The sequence below is a fragment of the Streptomyces globisporus genome (assembly GCF_003501885.1).
GTDB lineage: Bacteria > Actinomycetota > Actinomycetes > Streptomycetales > Streptomycetaceae > Streptomyces > Streptomyces globisporus_D.
In genome coordinates, this window is the sequence record NZ_QWFA01000360.1 from 1 (window position 1) to 2,274 (window position 2,274).

A 2,274-nucleotide genomic window follows, 5' to 3' on the forward strand; every position below is an offset into this window, starting at 1 on the left:
CCGAGGGGCCCGCCCGGGCGGGCCCCTCGGACCCCCCGGCCCCCCCGTAGGCGTCGGGGAAGAGCCGAAGGAGCGCCGGGTCGGTGGGCGGCTTGCTGGGGCCCTCGGCGAAGAGGGCGGCGAGCGGGTCCTCGCCGTCGGCGGGCTGGTCGCCGGGGCCGATCAGCTCCAGCAGCTGGACGGCGAGGGAGCGCAGGATGGAGATCTCGACCTCGTCGAGCGCGACGGCCGCGCCGCCGCCTGGGGTGGCCTCGAAATGGCCGGCCATGGATTCTCCGATGGTGGATCGAACGGGGCGGATGGCGGGGCAGGGCCCTGCAACAGGGTGGCTGGTTGCGCCCCTGGGCGAGGGGGGCTAGTTGCGGTCCTGGGTGAGGGTGGCCCACAGCCCGTAACCGTGCATGGCCTGGACGTCGCGCTCCATCTCCTCGCGGCTCCCGCTGGAGACGACGGCGCGGCCCTTCTGGTGCACGTCCAGCATGAGCTTGTGGGCCTTGTCCTTCGAATAGCCGAAGTAGGCCTGGAAGACGTAGGTCACGTAGCTCATCAGGTTGACCGGGTCATTGTGGACGAGCGTCACCCACGGGACGTCCGGCTCGGGGACCGCGAAGGTCTCCTCGGCCGAATCGGGACGTTCGATCTCTAGCGGGGTAGCAACGCTCACCTGTCCCATGCTGCCACCCGGGCGGGCCCGGCGCACAAACGGACCCCACATCTCGTCACTTTGACGAATAGGGGGTAGCATCCCAGCCATGAACACAGCGGACCTCGGTCGGCGGGTCGGCGTTCCGTCGACCGCGCTCTTCACCGACCAGTACGAACTGACCATGGTGCAGGCCGCCCTCAAGGCCGGCACCGCCGACCGCCACTCGGTCTTCGAGGCGTTCACCCGCCGGCTTCCCGAGGGGCGGCGCTACGGCGTCGTCGCGGGCACCGGGCGGGTGCTGGACGCGGTGGAGAACTTCCACTTCGACGACGAGATGATCGGCTTCCTGCGGCAGCAGGAGATCGTGGACGAGCCGACCCTCGAATGGCTGGCGGGCTACCGCTTCAGCGGCGACATCTGGGGCTACCCGGAGGGCGAGGTCTACTTCCCCGGCTCCCCGATCCTGCGGGTCGAGGGGTCCTTCGCCGAGTGCGTGCTGCTGGAGACGGTGATCCTCTCCATCCTCAACCACGACTCCGCCATCGCCGCCGCCGCCTCGCGGATGTCGGCCGCCGCCGGAGGCCGCCGGCTGATCGAGATGGGCGCCCGCCGTACCCACGAGCTCTCCGCGGTCGCCTCCGCCCGTGCCGCGTACGTGGGCGGCTTCGACGCCACCTCCGACCTGGCGGCGGGGTTCCGCTGGGCGATCCCGACGGTCGGCACCAGCGCGCACGCCTTCACCCTCCTGCACGACAGCGAGCGCGACGCGTTCCGGGCGCAGGTGGACTCGCTCGGCCGGGGCACGACGCTGCTGGTCGACACGTACGACGTGACCGAGGCGGTCCGGGCGGCCGTGGAGATCGCCGGGCCCGAGCTCGGCGCCGTACGGATCGACTCCGGGGACCTGCTGCTGGTCGCGCACCGGGTGCGGCAGCAGCTGGACGAGCTGGGGGCGACGGGCACGAAGATCGTGGTCACCTCGGACCTGGACGAGTACGCCATCGCCTCGCTGGCCGCCGCGCCGGTGGACGCGTACGGGGTCGGCACCCAGCTGGTCACCGGGAGCGGGCACCCCACCTGCTCGATGGTCTACAAGCTGGTGGCCCGCGCCGGCTCGGCGGAGCCGGACGCCCCGCTGGTGCCGGTGGCCAAGAAGTCGCTCGGCGCGAAGTCGTCGGTCGGCGGTCGCAAGTGGGCCGCGCGCCGGACCGACGAGCACGGCGTCGCCGAGGCCGAGGTGATCGGCACCGGCCCGGTCCCCGCCGAGCTGGCCGAAAGGCAGTTGCTGGTGGAGCTGGTCCGGGGCGGCGAGGTGGTCGCCCGCGAGCCGCTGGACGCGGTCCGGGAGCGGCACGTGGCCGCGCGCGCCGGGCTGCCGATGTCGGCGATCCAGCTGTCGCGGGGCGAGCCGGTGATCCCGACCGAGTACGCCTGAGCCCGTCCGCGGACGCCCGGCGGCCGGTCCGGGGCCGCGCCGGGCGTGCGGACCTGGCCGGTCCGCAACCGGGGGTTTCGCGGACGGGGCTTGATTGTGACGTTCCAGTGCCTAGGCTCGAACCCCCGGCACCCTCCCGGAGACCCCGGGCCCCCGGGGCCTCCGGGAGGGTGCCGGGGGTTCGAGCCTAGGC

Annotated in this window: 3 protein-coding genes; 1 reads left to right on the forward strand and 2 read right to left on the reverse strand. The window is 73.0% G+C overall.

The window, feature by feature from the left end:
* Window positions 1–268 (reverse strand): DUF2017 family protein (locus D3105_RS33455; RefSeq protein WP_118906560.1); only part of this gene is annotated, 268 nt, incomplete at its 3' end.
* An 87-nt stretch (window positions 269–355) separates the two neighbouring features.
* The gene (gene clpS, locus D3105_RS33460) at window positions 356–673 is read right to left on the reverse strand and encodes an ATP-dependent Clp protease adapter ClpS (RefSeq protein ID WP_026241551.1); all 318 of its coding nucleotides are present in this window, start codon (window positions 671–673) and stop codon (window positions 356–358) included.
* Between the two features lie 79 nt (window positions 674–752).
* Here clpS and D3105_RS33465 point away from each other — a divergent pair, with 79 nt between their 5' ends.
* Complete coding sequence (locus tag D3105_RS33465) at window positions 753–2,081, forward strand: nicotinate phosphoribosyltransferase (RefSeq protein ID WP_118906561.1); 1,329 nt, start codon at window positions 753–755, stop codon at window positions 2,079–2,081.
* Window positions 2,082–2,274 lie beyond the last annotated feature (193 nt).

Excerpts from the sequence above, each read along its gene's own strand:
- clpS (WP_026241551.1), bottom strand. The coding sequence starts at position 673 with ATGGGACAGGTGAGCGTTGCTACCCCGCTAGAGATCGAACGTCCCGAT.
- D3105_RS33465 (WP_118906561.1), top strand. The coding sequence starts at position 753 with ATGAACACAGCGGACCTCGGTCGGCGGGTCGGCGTTCCGTCGACCGCG.